Annotated in this window: 16 protein-coding genes; 11 read left to right on the top strand and 5 right to left on the bottom strand. The window is 32.2% G+C overall.

The window, feature by feature from the left end; translation table 11 throughout:
• Positions 1-37: 37 nt before the first annotated feature.
• Complete coding sequence (locus AC2CGR_RS12575) at positions 38-1,291, bottom strand: ATP-binding protein (RefSeq protein WP_087967398.1); 1,254 nt, start codon at positions 1,289-1,291, stop codon at positions 38-40.
• Positions 1,292-1,925: 634 nt separating this feature from the next.
• On the opposite strand from AC2CGR_RS12575, the gene AC2CGR_RS12570 reads away from it, so the two are divergent.
• Positions 1,926-2,366 (top strand): hypothetical protein, encoded by a 441-nt coding sequence (locus AC2CGR_RS12570; RefSeq protein ID WP_000671236.1) that lies wholly within the window; start codon positions 1,926-1,928, stop codon positions 2,364-2,366.
• A 252-nt stretch (positions 2,367-2,618) separates the two neighbouring features.
• Here the strand turns inward: AC2CGR_RS12570 and AC2CGR_RS12565 are convergent, their stop codons facing one another.
• Positions 2,619-2,972: a hypothetical protein gene (locus AC2CGR_RS12565; protein WP_484480889.1), complete on the bottom strand. Its 354-nt coding sequence runs from the start codon at positions 2,970-2,972 to the stop codon at positions 2,619-2,621.
• Between the two features lie 705 nt (positions 2,973-3,677).
• Between AC2CGR_RS12565 and AC2CGR_RS12560 the strand changes: the two genes are divergently transcribed.
• The 4 genes from AC2CGR_RS12560 (at position 3,678) to hlyIIR (ending at position 8,272) form a co-directional block, all read left to right on the top strand.
• Positions 3,678-3,971, top strand: a complete 294-nt coding sequence (locus tag AC2CGR_RS12560) for an ArsR/SmtB family transcription factor (RefSeq protein WP_000209271.1) — start codon at positions 3,678-3,680, stop codon at positions 3,969-3,971.
• Positions 3,972-4,442: 471 nt separating this feature from the next.
• On the top strand, positions 4,443-5,678 hold the full coding sequence (locus AC2CGR_RS12555) for an N-acetylmuramoyl-L-alanine amidase (protein ID WP_000791593.1): 1,236 nt from the start codon (positions 4,443-4,445) through the stop codon (positions 5,676-5,678).
• 300 nt (positions 5,679-5,978) lie between these two features.
• Entirely contained in the window at positions 5,979-7,217 is a 1,239-nt protein-coding gene (gene hlyII / locus AC2CGR_RS12550; RefSeq protein WP_000710127.1) for a hemolysin II HlyII, read from the top strand.
• 449 nt (positions 7,218-7,666) lie between these two features.
• Positions 7,667-8,272 (top strand): hemolysin II regulator HlyIIR, encoded by a 606-nt coding sequence (gene hlyIIR / locus AC2CGR_RS12545; protein ID WP_000520492.1) that lies wholly within the window; start codon positions 7,667-7,669, stop codon positions 8,270-8,272.
• 449 nt (positions 8,273-8,721) lie between these two features.
• Here the strand turns inward: hlyIIR and AC2CGR_RS12540 are convergent, their stop codons facing one another.
• Complete coding sequence (locus AC2CGR_RS12540) at positions 8,722-9,228, bottom strand: GNAT family N-acetyltransferase (RefSeq protein ID WP_000636229.1); 507 nt, start codon at positions 9,226-9,228, stop codon at positions 8,722-8,724.
• Between the two features lie 255 nt (positions 9,229-9,483).
• Between AC2CGR_RS12540 and AC2CGR_RS12535 the strand changes: the two genes are divergently transcribed.
• Entirely contained in the window at positions 9,484-9,882 is a 399-nt protein-coding gene (locus tag AC2CGR_RS12535; RefSeq protein WP_000737904.1) for a DUF2871 family protein, read from the top strand.
• Between the two features lie 679 nt (positions 9,883-10,561).
• Here AC2CGR_RS12535 and AC2CGR_RS12530 read toward each other — a convergent pair.
• Both AC2CGR_RS12530 and AC2CGR_RS12525 read right to left on the bottom strand, forming a co-directional pair.
• Complete coding sequence (locus AC2CGR_RS12530; RefSeq protein WP_000050721.1) at positions 10,562-11,506, bottom strand: acetyl-CoA carboxylase carboxyltransferase subunit alpha; 945 nt, start codon at positions 11,504-11,506, stop codon at positions 10,562-10,564.
• Between the two features lie 32 nt (positions 11,507-11,538).
• Entirely contained in the window at positions 11,539-11,985 is a 447-nt protein-coding gene (locus AC2CGR_RS12525) for a MarR family winged helix-turn-helix transcriptional regulator (RefSeq protein ID WP_000817663.1), read from the bottom strand.
• 625 nt (positions 11,986-12,610) lie between these two features.
• Here AC2CGR_RS12525 and AC2CGR_RS12520 point away from each other — a divergent pair.
• The 5 genes from AC2CGR_RS12520 (at position 12,611) to AC2CGR_RS12500 (ending at position 16,626) form a co-directional block, all read left to right on the top strand.
• Positions 12,611-14,002 (top strand): FAD-binding oxidoreductase, encoded by a 1,392-nt coding sequence (locus tag AC2CGR_RS12520; protein WP_071679926.1) that lies wholly within the window; start codon positions 12,611-12,613, stop codon positions 14,000-14,002.
• A gap of 4 nt (positions 14,003-14,006) precedes the next feature.
• Positions 14,007-14,975 (top strand): bile acid:sodium symporter family protein, encoded by a 969-nt coding sequence (locus tag AC2CGR_RS12515; protein ID WP_000865818.1) that lies wholly within the window; start codon positions 14,007-14,009, stop codon positions 14,973-14,975.
• 12 nt (positions 14,976-14,987) lie between these two features.
• Positions 14,988-15,335, top strand: a complete 348-nt coding sequence (locus tag AC2CGR_RS12510; RefSeq protein ID WP_087967408.1) for a DUF4260 domain-containing protein — start codon at positions 14,988-14,990, stop codon at positions 15,333-15,335.
• 23 nt (positions 15,336-15,358) lie between these two features.
• Positions 15,359-15,886: a GrpB family protein gene (locus AC2CGR_RS12505; protein ID WP_000813600.1), complete on the top strand. Its 528-nt coding sequence runs from the start codon at positions 15,359-15,361 to the stop codon at positions 15,884-15,886.
• A gap of 134 nt (positions 15,887-16,020) precedes the next feature.
• The gene (locus AC2CGR_RS12500; protein ID WP_000275804.1) at positions 16,021-16,626 is read left to right on the top strand and encodes an FMN-binding negative transcriptional regulator; all 606 of its coding nucleotides are present in this window, start codon (positions 16,021-16,023) and stop codon (positions 16,624-16,626) included.
• Positions 16,627-16,881 lie beyond the last annotated feature (255 nt).

The following is a 16,881-nucleotide window of genomic DNA, read 5'->3' as shown; positions in this document are numbered from 1 at the left end:
GTAGTGAAAATTTTATCATTTAAATAATTCCGTCATATTAGCAGGGGATACTAATAGAAAAACGTGTTCCTTTACCTAATTCACTCTCTATCTCTATATCTCCGTTTAATTCTTTAATAATGCTATAAGCAATCATAGTGCCAAGTCCAGTCCCTTTTTCTGTTGTTGAATAGAATGGCAAAGCAATTCGTTTTATTTGTTGAGAGGACATTCCAATCCCTGAATCAATAATATCGATTATAATATTCCCTTTTATTTTCTGTATATTTATTTGTAATACGCCACCATTTATCATGGCTTCAATTCCGTTTTGTATGATGTTGTTTAGACAGATTCTGAATTTTTCGGGGTCTCCATTTATATAAAAGGAATCTGTACTATTTTGTTTTATTTCAACTTTATATGATAGAGCGAGTGGTGAAATAGTGTCTTTCACTTGATTTAAAATATGATTAATATCTATTTTCTCATTTAGGGTGTTCTGTGGTTTTGTTAAGGATAAATAGTTATTAATAGTGGATTGTATTTGCTGCATTTCAATTAACATGATTTCTAAGTACTGATTCTGAGGTAGCTTAGAGGCATGTTTTTCATTTAACAATTGAGTGAATCCATGTACTGTGGTTAGTGGATTATGAATTTCGTGTGCAATGGACGCGGCTAGTTCGCTAGCTATATAAAATTTTTCAGCCCGTTGCAGCTTTTCTTTCATTTTATATTTCTCAATCATTCCCTCTATTAAATAAACTGATAATAATACTGTGAAAATATTAATGATTATATAATTTAATAAAAATTCTATGAGAGTAGAGTCTATTTTACCACCTGTATTTATTTGAGTTACAAAACCGCAGATAGAAAGTGAAGTTGTACATACTAAAATAAGAAGCAAGCTTAATAATAGTTTTTTTTCTTTAACATACTTAGGTAATACGTTACGAAAGAACATTGTTATAACAGAAATAATAGTAAAGATAATAAATGATGGAAGAACGCCATTTCCGCCTAAGTAAAATCGATAAGAAAGATATAAAATTCCTATAAAAACAATGTTTTTTGTATTTCCGTATAGAAAAACTAATATGATAGGAATAAAACGTAAATCATAAATAAATCCAGCATGTAAATGAAAAGGAAACGTCATGCAAAAAATAATAGCAACGGAGGAAAGGATAGAAATCAATATATGATTACATATTATTTTTTCTTTAAATTCTAACCAAAATACATGGTAGCTAAGGATACAAATTATTATTATAAAGGTATTTAATAAAAGAGTAGAAATTCCCATAGTTTTGCATCTCCGATAGTTTGTATATAGGATTATGTATGAGTTAAACCTAGATGTTTAGTATCAGTAGACTTTCTATCTAAAATAGGAAAAGCACTTGAAAAAGCACTATTATATTATTCGTATTAAAATTGATAAGGAAGTTAGAAGAAATAATAGATAAAAAATCTACTTAGATATTTATATATAAAACTAGAATTTGATTTTTGTATAGGTGAAATTTGGATTGGGTTACTGATAAAAATGATTTTTTTGATTGTGAATATTCTGTGAAGATGATATATGTGGTGACTTCTGTTTTGTAGCCTTCGTTATATTAACATGGAATATATCAAATTACAAAGTGAAAATTTCAAAATTTTTTATTAGTATATTTTATCTGAAATGGAAACACTATTTATTTGAGTGTCTTGGTATTTAATTGTATGAATTCTTGTGGGAAAAAGACTTTGAAATTTACATGTTCTTTTTTGTGAAGCATAATACTGTAGCCTTATCTATGTCAGTTTCTTAATAACCATTAAGGTGTAAATTTAAGATATATAGGTTTAAAGATATGAATTATTACATAAAAACGCACTTACAAAAGAATGTATGATGGTAATAGAATACAAACATCAAGGGGGAACTTAAAATGAAGTTTAATAAACTAGTGCTTAGTTGTGGAGTCATTTCAGCATTAACACTTGGTGTGTTAGGAAATAATACTTATGCTGAAGAAGTAAACAAAATGAATGATACAATTCATTTTGTTGAACATATTCCTACAGACATATTATTAACTCAAACAATGGATTATAGTGGAGAGGCTATAACTTCTTTTGTATATAGTGGGAGTGAAAATTTAAGCTTCTTTATGAAAAATAATGGTCAAAATACAATGGGATATAGTATAAAAGGTCCAAATATGGAGCTAATTGTTGGTGGTTATATAAAACCTGGAGAACAACAAATTAATGTTACAAATGTACGGAATGCTCTATCTCCATTACCAATTGGAACGTATAGTATTTACGTTTCAAATGATGATGGTTCTAAGGGACAATTCCAAGTTGCAGTAAGATCTATGAATTAAATTTAAAACGCCTTTTTTATAAGTTAATTTAGTCTTTACTTACTCGAAAGAAACTATATTGAAATGAGAATTACACATAAAAGTAAAAACGAGGATGTCGATTTTTAGAAATCTTAAAATGAAGGTGACTTGAAATTCAGTTAAATTACATAAGAAACTAGAAAAACCACTTGTATAAGTGGTTTTTCTAGTTTTAGGCTATACATTTAAAATTAGGCTAAGTTAAAGTAATAAGCATTTTATTTGTTTAGATTATTTTGGTTCTGGATAATGATTGTAGTACGAAATTCTAATAAATTCTTGGTATACATTTGTTAATTTGGCATCTCTAAGAGCATCATTGAATTTTTGCATACGAACACTACCTTGAGCGTAGCCTCCACCAGGAACATAAGGATTTCTAGCTTCAAAGTCATCCATAAAGGCTTTTAATTTTTTATAGTCCTGAGATTGATAAAAAGTAGCCGCTTCTTCAGGAGTGACATCAAAGTAAGAAGATGATGTTGAGTTATAAGAAGCCGCTTGAGCGGTAGGTGTTTCTAGCATAGTTGCAGCCCAACCAAACATAGTAAGCGCCATAGAAGATACAATGATTTTTTTAAACATAATAAAACCTCCACATAGAATATTTGGATTAAAAGTGACCCTGTAATCATTATAGTTACATTGAAAATGATTATCAAATGTAATATTGCATAATTTATTATTTGAACGAGAAGTCTCCTTTATCTCTACATGGGGAAGTTTAGTAGGAGATTAATAGATTAAAAGAGGTTTACATATCATTGAGGTTAAACAGAAAATGAAATAAAAAGCATATTTTAATTGAGGAAAGTTAAAAGGATCTGTTATTAAAGACAGTGATATTTTAAAAAGGTATGACAGTTACCAGCTAGAGATACTATTATAGGGGATTTAGCTACGTTTATTGCTGTTGAGGAATACATAATATATCTGTCTGTATAAGATAAAATGAAGAAACATTTCTTTTGGATTTTACAATATGTGTAAGGGGAATCAAGATTTTAATTTGTACTTTAAGTAAGGGAGAAAAGTATTACTTTTTATGCAACGAAGAATGTTAAGTCTCATTCAAAGTTATAAAATAATCCTTTTAAAACAAAATATAGTTTGGCTAAAAATTAGAGGGCATCAATTCATTGGAACAGTAAAAACTGTTTATAGGATTGATGTCTTTTTTTGTTTAAGAACGAGAATATATTTTCTCAACAGGACAAATGATAAATAGCTATAAGTACTACTTATAAGGATAATTGGAAAATAGAAATTAATAATAAAGGGGAATGCGAAATGACAACATTAATATCTAATAGAGATCTAGCTAAAATCCGAGAGGAAGATGTAGATGTATTAAAGGTAATGGCACATCCCGTTCGATTAAAAATTGTAAATGAATTAATGCATCATAAACTGTGTAATGTTACACAGTTGACAGAAATATTAAGGCTCCCGCAATCCACTGTTTCACAGCATCTATCAAAATTAAGGGGAACCGTGCTCCGTGCAGAAAGACGTGGATTAGAGATGCATTATTATATTGATAATGCTAAGGCTCGTCAGATTGTAGGAATTCTAGGTTTGTAGGTTCATAATTCGTAAAAAGTTTTCTAATAGAATCAGTGGCGTGCAAAGTAAAAAGAGTACTTTTCAAAAGTGCTCTTTTTAAGATGTGCATTAAGGCTGGAAATAGGCATCAATAATAATTTAGAAGGAGTGTGCTTAAAATAAAAGATAATTATTTACATTGTTTAATAATTACTTAATAAATTATTAAGTTTGTTACCTTACAAAACTGTAAGGTTATTTCAATTGACACTCATATATATAAGTAACTATACTAGTTACACAATGTTGGTGAATATATTGAATAGTTTCAATCTATAAGTGTATGTCTGAAGATTCTTTTCGGAATAATAGTTCGATTTTAAATTATTCATTTGTAATATAGTGTTAATACCAACTTAATCTATGCTTTATTCTAAGGAGTATTATGTAAAGATTAACTATCAATGATATATTTACTAACTTGTAATAAATTTTTAGAGGTGCTAAATTTTGAAGAACAAATTAATTGCTACAGGAATTCTTGCTGGAAGTCTACTATCTTATTCTTCTAGTATTTTTGCAGATACTCATAAATTCCCAGATGTTCCTGCATGGGCTGACAAATCAGTTACTTATTTAGTTGATAAGCAAGTATTGAATGGTTATCCAGATGGAACTTTTGGTTCAAATGACACATTAGATAGAGCTTCTGCGGCAACCATTATGACAAAGGCTCTTGGTATACACATTGATTTAAATGCAAAACCATCTTTTAAAGATTCACAAAACCACTGGGGAACTCCCTATATTGCCGCAGCTGAAAAGGCAGGAATAATTAAAGGTGAAGGAAATGGAATATTTAACCCTTCTGGAAAAGTTACTCGTGCTGCTATGGCTACTATGCTAGTGAATGCATATAAACTACAAAATAAAAGCACTAACAATGGACAAAGTAAATTTGAAGATTTAAAGGGACATTGGGGTGAAAAGTTCGCAAATATCTTAATTGATTTAAAAATTTCAGTTGGTACAGATAATGGTTGGCAACCAAATAGATTTATAACACGTGCTGAAGCTGCACAACTAACCGCAAAAACAGATATGCTTCAATATAGTCAAAGTAATCCTTTAGAAAATAAAGCAATTATTATTGACCCCGGACATGGCGGCGAAGATCCTGGAAAAAACACAAAGGGATTACCTGAAAGTAAGATTGTACTAGATACTTCTTTACGTCTTCAACAATTGCTTGAAAAACATACTCCATTTACAGTTTTACTAACTCGTGAATCTGATACTAGACCTGGACATGATCAAAAAAGCTCTTTACAGGAACGTGTTAAGTTTGCTAAGCAAAATCAGGGTGATATCTTTATAAGCATTCATGCAAATGCTTTTAACGGTAATGCAAAAGGGACAGAAACATATTACTATAAATCTTCTAAATCTGAAAAAACAAATTCTCATGTGGAAGAAAGTCGTGTTTTAGCTGAAAAAATTCAAGAACGATTAGTAGACGCACTTCAAACACGTGATAGAGGTGTTAAACATGGAGATCTTCATGTTATAAGAGAAAATGACATGCCAGCTGTGTTAACGGAACTTGCTTTTATAGATAATGGTATTGATTACAGTAAGTTATCTACAGAAAATGGAAGACAGATTGCAGCAGAAGCCATTTACGAGGGGATTTTAGATTATTATGAATGGAAGGGGAATAATGTATCTGAATATAGGTTGCAATAGGCAAATGAATATATAGTAATTCTCGAAATAAAGAATTCTATAATTTTTTTGCACTTTTTTAAACAATAATTTTAAATGTATATTTAAAATTATTGTTTAAATCGTTATTCTGTGTTTTGATAATATTGATAATAGTTATCAGTAAAAAGAGATAGAAATTAGCAAAACAAGTGTTGATAGTTATTGTCATAAAGATTAATAAATTTCTACATTGTAACGTTATGAATCTATCTTTAGTATTGAGAGCTAAAAATAATACGTTTATATCTTTTAAATGTTTAAAAAGGAGTGGCTGTCTGTATGAAAAAAGCAAATGGAATAGCTAAAAGTGTTGCGGTAGCGTCGGTTATTATGTCTGGATCACTTGGTTTACAAGCAACATCTGCATTTGCAGATTCTAAAGGAACTGTAGAAAATCTTCAAAATGGTGGAAAAGTCTATAATAGTTTTAAAACTACTTATGACATGAAGCAGAATATTAAAAATTCAATAAAGGTTTCTTTTATTGAGGATCCTTACGCAGATAAAAAGATTGCAATTGTTACCACTGATGGTAGTAATATAGATGCGAAATATACAATTAATGGCGGATACTATAACGCAGGTTTAAAATGGCCATCGGCGTATCATACGGAAGCAGAAATAACAAGTGGTGATAGCGCTCAATTTCATAAAGCTGCCCCAGTGAATACAATGACTTCAGCAAAGGTTACTTCTGAAGTAGGATATACACTTGGCGGAAGTGTGAAAGTTGGGGTAAATGATAAAGGGCCAAATGCCGATGCGAGTATTACAGGTAGCTTTGCTTGGAAAGAAAGTGTATCTTACGATCAAGTAGACTATAAAACGGTATTAGAGACTCATACAGATAAAAAATTGAATTGGAAAGTAGGATTCCAATCGTTTAATTATCCGGAGTGGGGAATTTATAATCGTGATTCATTTAATACTTTCTATGGTAATCAACTATTTATGAAATCACGTAGTTATAATGAAGGAACGAATAATTTTGTTTCAAAAGATACAGTACCTGCTTTAACAGGATATGGTTTTTCTCCTAATGTAGTAGCAGTTATTACTGCTGATAAAACAGAATCTACATCTGATTTAAAAATAACAAATCGTAGAATTTCAGACCAGTACAATATCGAATGGGTAAGTTCAAAATGGTGGGGAACAAATAATAAAGATACATATAATGAGTTCTTTACAAACAACTATAAATTAGACTGGAAAAACCATCAAGTTACTCTTGATAACCAAAAAGCCCTTGTAGAACAAATGAGTAGTATCAACAATGTGAATAACCAACTTAACAAAGGAAAAGGGAAATTATCTTTTTCAATGAATGGAAACCAACTCAAAGCGACATCTAGCAATGCTGGTTATGGTATCAGTTACGAAGATAAAAATTGGGGTATCTTTGTAAATGGTGAAAAGGTCTACACGTTTAATGAAAAAACAACTGTAGGTAATATCTCAAATGACATTAACAAATTAAACATCAAAGGACCTTATATTGAGATTAAACAAATCTAATCAGCAAACGAAGTACAATTGATGGATAATTATTTCATCAAGATATGAGTATAAAGGTTTATGTTAAATCTGCATAACGTAATGAAAGGACCAGAGTTTATCTGTAAAAACAGATAAACTCTGGTCCTTATTATTGTTTGTTCATTCTTATACTCAATTAGAAAAGAGTGTGAAGTATTGGAAAGCTATTCATGCTACACAGCGGGATATTGTTTTAAGTATGGTGTTTATTTTTATTTCATTTTTAAATGAATTCTTTGTATGATGACATAGGACAGAAGAGATTTAGGAGATGTACGTTGTGTGGCCAATAGTTTAAAGTAATCAAGACTTCATCGGTTGTTAAGTTATTACTTTAAATATATAATTAAATTTCATTAAAAAGATACTCTATTCAAAGTCCGTATTGGATTTTTGAAGTGAAATATATATTATTTGAGGTGTGTAAAATGGGGAAGTCTCGAGAGCAGACGATGGAAAATATTTTGAAGGCTGCTAAGAAAAAATTTGGAGAGCGTGGCTACGAAGGTACGAGCATACAAGAAATTGCAAAAGAAGCGAAAGTCAATGTTGCTATGGCTTCTTACTATTTTAATGGGAAAGAAAACCTATATTATGAGGTGTTTAAGAAATATGGGCTTGCAAATGAGTTACCTAATTTTCTTGAGAAGAATCAATTTAATCCTATTAATGCTCTAAGAGAATATTTAACAGTTTTTACTACACATATAAAAGAAAATCCTGAAATTGGCACATTGGCCTATGAGGAGATTATTAAGGAAAGTGCAAGATTAGAAAAGATTAAACCGTATTTTATAGGTAGTTTTGAACAGTTAAAAGCAATATTACAGGAGGGTGAAAAACAAGGAGTTTTTCATTTTTTCTCTATAAATCATACGATCCATTGGATCACTTCTATTGTTTTATTTCCAAAGTTTAAAAAGTTCATTGATTCTTTAGGACCAACTGAAACGAATGATACAAATCATGAATGGATGCCAGAAGACTTAGTGAACAGGATTATTTCTGCTTTAACAGATAAGCCTAACATGTAAATTATTCATTGTTTATGAATTTTCATTTTCCTATTAAAAAGCCTAATTTCTCAATGTATTGTAGAAAGATTAGGCTTTTTTGGACATTTCATTTTAAAATTATTTTATTATTTATTGTTTATTACATTTGAAATAACTTTTAATGTGTATAAGCACGTGATAAGTAAATTAAATAAACAAAGGCCCTGCAAAAAATACAGGGCCGAATACAGGGTTAAGGGAACGCATAGTTTCTTAGTAACATATTAGCATAAACTTTTCATGTAACTACATAAGAGTTTTGACAAATTTAAGAACAAGATAGAGAGTTTTTAAGAATAAATACAGTACTGAAAATTAGGGTTGTGATTTAAATGTTAGCGTTGTTATATCGTTAAAAAACAGATGAGTATTTTAATCATATATTGAAGAAATATTTTTTGATTAGGTTAAAAGAGAACGCTGTCAATTTAATATGCGTTATACCCAAATAATTTTAAATCTTCCCCTGAGTCTGAAATGATCTCTTCGAACTTCAATCCTACTTTTTCTAAAAGCTTTCCTGAATGGATGTTATCAATAGTAGTAATTGCTACTATTCGTTTCAGCCCTAGTTTTTGTACACCGTATTCGATTACAGCAGAGGCTGACTCGTAGCCATATCCTTTTGAACGGAATTCTTCTAAAAAGGCAAAGCCGATATCAACATCTTCTAATGAATCCCTTTTAATAAGACCGCACATACCAAGTGAAGTGAAATCTTCTTTTCGTTCTACTAAGTAAAGGCCAAAGCCCATTTTATTATACATATCGATGGGTCCGTTTAAGATGTATTTTTTTGCATCTTCTAAGTTTTTAATCCTTTTATCACCGATATACTGAATCCATGCAGGGTCGTTTACTAATTTAAGAATAAATGGAGCATCTTTTATATCAAACCAGCGAAGAACGAGGCGTTCAGTTTCAAGAACTATCAAGCTATTGCACCACCTTTAACATTTATAATAATTAGTATGGATTGTGTAATACAAAATCGCAACATATTTTAAAATAGTCCGGATTGTTCACATAAAGTTCGTTTGTTTTGTATAAAGGGATATTTTATAATTAGAATTGATTGTAAAGAGTGAGATGCTTATACAATGACTCCTAGGTGACTAGGAGTTTTTACTATATAACTATCATTATTACTAAATATGACACACTACACATTCTACTCAAGGAGGTACATAATGAAGAAATTATATAATGCATCGTTTACGTATTTGATTATTGGTTTATTATCAGGGATTTTCGCTAGGGAATATGGAAAGTATAAGGGGATTGTAGGATCTACTTTGTTAAATCTTTTGCATACCCATACACTTGTACTTGGCTTTTTCTTCTTTTTAATTGCTTTAGGATTAGCAAAAGTATTCGCGTTTCATGAAGCGAAAAGTTTTAATAAGTGGTTTGTTGTACATAATATCGCATTAATATTAATGTTAGGTTCATTGGCAGCAAGAGGGCTTCTTCAGTTAAATGGAGCGGATTTTAAAGGGTTAACTTATATTGTTGGTTTTTCTCATTCGTTGATGGCAGTTACTTTAATTTGGTTTATGTTGTTAATAAAGAAGTCGTTTAAAATATAGTTTTATCCCGCATTAACGGGCAGTAAGACCCCCATCTCAAATTTCAACGAAAGCAAAGAAGTTAGGTAGGGGGCGGACTGCCCGTAAAAGCCCGATTGGTTCAACTAATAATCAGTGGGGGATGAAACCCCTACTGATTAAAGTTTCACTTTATAGAAAAGAACTTGCCATAATTGATATCTAGGGTAAAATATTTATAATCAAACTACTAAAAAGGTATTACATTTTAATGATGTAGTGCCTTTTTTTATTATATTACATTTAAATATCTACGGTATTATATGTAATATAATAATCAAAATGTAGGTAAATGAAAAATAAAAAAATACATCCATTATCTCAAAAAAGATTGATTTAATGGATGTATTTTTACATACAGGGGTCACGCCACATTGCCATCAACCTAAGCTTTTGAGATACCCCGATACCGAAATTTTCACCTTTTTACAGTTATTTATGAGAATTCAGCCCATTTTTTCGTTTTGGGGAACAATCAATTTCTTAAGTTGATGGGTATGTGATAATGCTTCCATTTGAACAAATTTTCCTTTTCCATACCGATCACACACCTTTTGTAGAGTAATAGTATCAGCATATCCCAGTTTAAGAGGTTACTTACAAAACATTTAGAATTTTTTTGTGGGAATGCTCCGAAATGTAATATGGACTTTAAATATTTTCATTTATAATTCTCTATTTGTCTATACTTTTCATACCGCTGTTGTATAAGCTCTTCCGAGGATAATAGTATCAATTTTTTCAGAGATGATTCGATTACAGATTCAATCATTTTTGCCTGTGATTTTATATCATTTTGTGCTCCACCTTTAATTTCAGGAATGATTTCATCAATAATTCCTAAATGTTTTAAATCTTTTGCTGAAATTTTCATATGTTCAGCAGCTTCTGGAGCATACTTAGCGTCCTTCCATAGGATAGATGCTGCTCCTTCTGGCGAAATTACCGAGTACCATGAATACTCTAACATATGGATATGGTTACCGACACTAATGCCAAGAGCTCCACCACTTGATGCCTCTCCAATTACAATACAAACAATTGGCACTTTAAGTGTAGCCATTTCAAATAGATTTCGAGCTATCGCTTCAGAAATTCCACGCTCTTCAGACCCTTTCCCTGGATAGGCGCCTATTGTATCAATAAATGTAATAATAGGGCGATTAAATTTATCAGCTTGTTTCATAAGTCTTAGCGCTTTTCTATAACCTTCTGGATGTGCCATTCCAAAATTTCTTTCTATATTTTCCTTTGTATTTCTACCTCTTTGATGACCAATAACCGTAACGGGCATCCCTTTAAATTTTGCAATACCACCTATCATTGCTTTATCATCACCATATAATCGATCACCATGAAGTTCGAGAAAGTCTGTAAACAATAAAGGTATATAGTCCAATGTCGTGGGCCGGTTACGTAGCCTTGCAATTTGAACTCGTTGAAAAGGTGTAATATTAGAATAAATTTTATCTTGCATTTTATTTAAACGTTTTTCTAATACATGAATTTCTGGCGATAAATCTACATTATTTTCTTTCATAATTTTCTTTAATTCATCAAATTTCTCTTTTAATTCAATAATAGGAAGTTCAAAATCCAAACTCATTTTACCCTCCAAATGTTATGATTTACCTCACTCTAATCAAAAGGCTTAGAAATAGAATTAATAAATAATTCAAAACCATCCACAACTATTTTTTGTTCTGATTCTGATAAATTATTGAGAATACTTTGATAAAATGTAATGGACTGCTCTCTTAAGCAATTAACAGTTATGTGACCTTTTTCTGTGAGGTGCAGAAAAAGTTCTCTTCTATTTTTTTCATTTACTTCACGATAAATAAGCCCCTTTTTTACTAACTTATCTACCAATCTACTTACAGTTGAAGTCTCTAATCTAAGTTTATTGGATAGTTGCCAAACAGTTAATTTTTCCACCTCTAGTTCCTCTAACGCCATCATTTGAGAAGTTGGTAAAGGTTTTTCAAATGGTCCATTGGGCAAATTTTGAGATTCAAAAACCCCAGTTATTATAATCATTTTCTTAATATCTGTTCTTAGTTTTAAGGCATCTTCTCTTTTCAAATAGGTCACCCTCCTATAACTAATGTATCATACATCAATTGTATTATACATGAATATGTTTTTTTCATAAGCTTAACGTAAGTCAATATTACAACATGGACGAGATATTTCTTCTTGTTAAAATGGTATAAGTGGATTGTTTTCTACAAATGGCAGAACATCAATTATGTATCAGGGGCCTTTATGGGGTAACGCTCATCGCAATCAAGCTAAGAAAATAAAACTACCAAAAAAACGAAAATTTTGTGATAACTTGTAACAAAAAAACTCATAATTTTTTGGGGGAGTTCTAAATTCTTAAGTTGATGGGCATGGGGTAGCACAAAATTTCGGTCTGGGGGGTACTATAAAATTTTAGCTTGATGGGTATGTGGTGCTACCCCATACAAACAAAAAGTTTGATTGTATATAATCAAACTCAAAAACTCTAAATATAAGGTCTGGTTTTGTTTTATTATACTATTTACCCTATATTGAATTAATTGCAAGTTCTTTTTGTTTATTCGATAGTAGGAAACGAATTTCATATATGTAAAACTTGAATTATTTAATTTTTCGGATTATTATGTATAAAACACTTAACATATTTTGTAATTCTAATTTATAGAAAGTAGGAGAATATACGATGGAGATAACAGTAGAGCGTTTAGTAAATGAATTAAAGGGTGTACTTCCCGGCGATCGAGTAGTTGTGAATACGACAGTAAGAGAGTTACATAGTAAAGATGAATCTTATCATGCTAGTAGTTTACCTGATGTAGTAGTTTTTCCGAAAACGACCGAAGAAGTTAGCGCGATAATGAAAGTAGCGAGTCAGCATGGAACAGCTGTCGTTCCGTTTGGAGTAGGGTCCAGTTTAGAGGGGCACGTAATTCCTTATGCAAAAGGGATTACAGTTGATTTTTCGTTAATGAACAAAATTCTTGAAATAAGAGAGAAAGATTTTCTAGTGAGAGTACAACCAGGAGTGACTCGCTCTCAGCTTAATAAAGAATTGAAAAAGTATGGATTGTTTTTTAGTGTGGATCCAGGAGCAGATGCAACGTTAGGTGGAATGGCTGCTACAAATGCAAGTGGAACGACAGCGGTTAAGTATGGGGTAATGCGTGATCAAGTTCGTGATTTAGAAGTCGTTCTTGCGGATGGAGAAGTAATACATACCGGGAATTTAGCAGCGAAGTCATCATCAGGTTATCATTTAAATGGTATTTTCGTAGGTTCAGAAGGGACGCTTGGTTGTTTTACGGAATTAACATTAAAAGTATACGGTATACCAGAACATGTTATGGCCGCAAGAGCATCGTTTCCGGCTATAAATGATGCAGTAGAAGCTGTTATTAACATATTACAAGCGGGTATTCCGATTGCGAGAATTGAACTCGTTGATGAACTATCTATGAAACAAGTCAATCATTACAGTGAAACAAGTTACAGAGAAGAACCTACATTGTTTTTAGAGTTTCACGGTAATGAAGCAGGGCTAAAGCAAGATATTGAGTTTACGAAAGAAATTGTTTTTGATCATAAATGTAAAGAAGTTGCTTTTGAAACGGAAACTGCAGCGAGAAATAAATTATGGGATGCACGGCATAACCTAGCATACGCTTACGTTCATAGCTATCCTGGTAAAAAGCTTATGAGTACAGACGTATGTGTACCAATTTCAGAATTGGCTGGGGCAATTCAACATGCGAAAGATACATTAGATAAGGTTGGTTTTGTTGGTGGTATTCTTGGTCATGTAGGAGATGGGAATTTCCACGTGCTCTTAATGGTTGATCCAAACGATAAAGAAGAAGTGGAAAAGGCAGACGAAATAAATGAAAATATCGTTTTGTATGCTCTTAAACGAGGGGGAACGTGTACAGGAGAACATGGCGTCGGAGTCGGAAAAAGGAAGTATCAAGAAGAAGAACATGGGGCGGCATTATTCGTAATGGAAAAAATAAAGAGAGCTCTTGACCCGCAAAATATTTTGAATCCGAATAAGGTGTTTCAATTAAAGGATAGGGGCTGATTGGGTGAAAGTACTAGAGGCGATAAGTAATATAGCTGGAAAGTATTTTGCATTTTGGGTTATTTGTATTGCAGCTATTGCATATTTTATTCCTGCTCCATTTCTGGGGTTAACTAGTTACATAACGATTTTACTTGGGGTTGTCATGTTTGGGATGGGATTAACATTGAAGGCTGTTGATTTCAAAATCATAGCTACAAAACCATTACCAGTTATTATCGGTGTATGTGCTCAGTTTATTATTATGCCACTTGTCGCATACGTACTAGCCTACGTTATGAATCTGCCAGCCGAATTAGCAGCTGGATTAGTGTTGCTCGGTTCAGTACCGGGTGGCACCGCATCAAATGTTATGGTTTATTTAGCAAAAGGGAACTTAGCGTTGTCTATTGCAATGACGTCATTATCAACGTTACTAGCACCAATTGCTACACCTCTTATTTTATTATTACTTGCAGGGCAATGGATGCCAGTGAATGCTATGTCCATGTTTCTTTCTATCGTACAAGTCATTATCATACCGATTATTTTAGGATTAGTAGTGAAGAAGTTATTCCCTAAAACTGTTACGAAAGGAATGACCGTTATCCCTTTAATATCGGTTGTAGCAATTATCATTATCGTTTCTGCAGTTGTTTCAGCGAATGTAAGTAGCATTACTTCTTCAGGCCTTCTTATCTTTATTGCCGTTATGCTTCATAATGCTTTCGGTTTTTTACTCGGATATATAACAGCATTCATACTTAGACTAGACGAAGGGACAAGAAGGGCTATTTCAATAGAAGTAGGAATGCAAAATTCAGGTTTAGGTGTTGCGCTAGCAACTGCACATTTTGGACCAGCTGCCGCACTCCCAAGTGTATTAGCTGCAGTATGGCATAACATTGCAGGACCAATATTAGCAACCATCTGGTCAAAAAATGCAAAGGATACTTTCAGTGATGAAAATTTATCAATAAGTATAGAAAAATAGGAATGATAAAGAATGCAAAAACGCATTATACATTTTGAAGGCTTAGTTGTATTCTTGGCCGCGATTTATACGTATTCATTATATGAATTTAGTTGGATCATATTTTGGGTATTCCTATTAGCGCCAGATCTATCTATGTTAGCGTATGGGATCAATAATCATGTGGGGGCTAGCATTTATAATTTATTTCACACATATATCATATCGATATTAATTGTTATCATTGGTGTTTATTTTAAGATAGATACCGTTATTATGATAGGCCTAATATGGACAGCACATATTGGAATGGATCGAATGTTTGGATATGGGTTGAAATATGAGACGGATTTTAAGGATACTCATATTCAAAGGTTATAATTGCTTTTGAGGAGTGGGATACGTTGAAACAGAGAATTACTATCGAAGAATATAACATCAAATGGGAAAGTGAATTTAATAAGCTACAAACTTTCATTAACGATGTGATGGAAGACAGCATTTTATCCATTGAACATGTTGGGAGTACATCTATTAAAGGACTTGCAGCAAAACCAATATTAGATATTGATATTGTAATAGAAGATTATGAAATTTTTCCTGAAGTAGTAACAAAGCTTGAAGCGATAGGATACTATCATCAGGCAGAATGGAGTTGTAAAGGGAGAGAGGCGTTTGGCAGAAAGGACGATTTCGTTCCGTGGGACGGAGAAAATACAGATTGGATGGAACATCATTTGTATGTTTGTGATAAAGAAAGTGAAGAGTTAAGAAGACATATAGCGTTTCGTGATTACCTTCGTGAACATGACGGTGTTGCTGTTGAATATGGACATTTAAAGGAAGAGTTAGCAAGAGAGTCAAAAAGTAGAACGAGCTATAGTGAAGGTAAGACGAAATTTATTACAAATATATTAGAAGAAATAAACTAAGGCGGCATGGAATACATGCTGCTTATTTTTTTGAAGTAGAACGCTGCCATTATAAAACAAATACAAACTGGCCCTGTTGAATGCTACGAGATTTAAATATAATGAGAAATAAAAGGTTGGAAAAGAGGGAGAATATGTACATACCAAAATACTTTGCAATACAAGATGAAGAGGTAAAGTATGAAATAATTGAACAAAATAGCTTTGCAACGTTATTTTCTCAACATAACGGGGAACCATATGCGACGCATTTACCGTTGTTATTAAATAGGGAGACCCTTATTTTACATGGTCACTTCGCACGTCCGAATGACCAGTGGAAAGATAGTGGGAATCAACAAGTACTCGCTATATTTCAAGGGCCACATAGTTACATTTCACCGTCATGGTATGAAACAAACAATGCGGTGCCAACATGGAATTACGTTGCGGTGCATGTATATGGTGAATTAGAAATTGTTGAAGATGAACAGGAATTAATAGACTCTCTTCAAAAATTAGTACATACATATGAAGATTCAAAGAGCATGTACTCATTAAACGATGTAGATCCGAATTATATGGCAGGATTAAGTAAGGGAATAGTTGGGTTCAAAATAAAGATAAATAAAATAGAAGGAAAAGCGAAGTTAAGTCAAAATCATTCTGTGGAAAGAAGAAAATTAGTTGTGGAGAAGCTTGAGAAGGTTGGTAGTGAGGGGAGTAAGGGGATTGCGGAATTGATGAAAGAAACAAAATGAGTTTGGTAAAATAAAGGTGATTTACTAATTTTGTAGAAATATATTTTACTTGCAAGAAAAATGCCTCGGTAGCTCTAGAAGGGAAGAGCGCCGGAAAACATGTCGCACCGGGTCGCAAGGCGAAGGTTTCAGAAGCACCGAAAAGCAAATAAGCTGAGACAGGTGGAATTCCTGTCGGTGAAATTCCGTAGGGAAGCGTGTTCGAATCCCGTCGGAGGCATATGGAAATCTCTGTATGAAGAAATATTCGATTAC

The organism is Bacillus sp. LSHTCR4 (assembly GCF_057197025.1).
The sequence above is the reverse complement of the archived record's forward strand: the minus strand, read 5'-3'. Positions and strand labels throughout refer to the sequence as shown.